This is a genomic window from Pseudonocardia sp. SID8383 (assembly GCF_009864975.1).
In the GTDB taxonomy this organism is placed as follows: domain Bacteria; phylum Actinomycetota; class Actinomycetes; order Mycobacteriales; family Pseudonocardiaceae; genus Pseudonocardia; species Pseudonocardia alni.
In genome coordinates this window covers 1-716 of sequence record NZ_WWFY01000670.1, presented here as the reverse complement: position 1 = coordinate 716, position 716 = coordinate 1, and the positions used below count along the sequence as shown (strand labels likewise).

The 716-nt window shown below is 79.1% G+C and carries 1 protein-coding gene; it reads left to right on the top strand.

Annotated features, from left to right (window positions below; genetic code table 11):
* Positions 1 to 716, top strand: a 716-nt coding sequence (locus GTW08_RS16370; RefSeq protein ID WP_161152179.1) for an Hsp70 family protein, incomplete at both ends; no start/stop codon positions are given.

Below are 716 nucleotides of genomic sequence, written 5' to 3'. Positions count from 1 at the left end.
CCGGCACGGCGGCCCGCCGTCGCGGATCGGGGTCACCTGCCCGGTGGGCTGGGGCCGCCACAAGCGCGACCTGCTGGCCGCCGCACTGCGTCGCCGCGGGCTGACCGTCTCCCTGGTGACCGCGCCGCAGGCCGTCGCGCTCGCCCACCGCGCCGTCGTGCCGGCCGGGGGGCCGCTCGCCGTCGTCGACCTGGGGGGCAACGGGACCACCGCGACCGTACTGGCCGCGGCCGCACCCGGGGTGCTGCCCGACGCCGTCGGCCGCACGCTGAGCTGCCGGACCGGTGGCGCCGACGTCGACGACGCGGTGTTCGCCTTCGTCCGGTCCTCCTCCCCGGCCACGGCCGCCGCGTTCGACGCGCTCGACCCCGACGACCCGCGGACCGTCGCCGCTCTGACCGCCCTGCGGGACGAGTGCCGCGCCGCCAAGCAGCTGCTGTCCCGGGACACCGTCGCGACCGTCCGGGTGGAGATGCCCGGCCTGCTGACCGCGGTGAGGATCCACCGCTCCGACCTCGACGAGCTCACCCGCCCGCTGCTCGAGCCGGTCGCCGACCTGGTGCAGGACGTCGTCGCCGCCGCCCCCGACGCCGAGGTGCTGCTCGCCGGCGGTGCCGCGCGGATGCCGGTCGTGGTGCAGGCGGTCTCGGCGGCACTGGGCCGCCCGGTCGCCGTCGTCGCGGACCCGGTGGCCGACGCCGCCCGCGGTGCCGCAC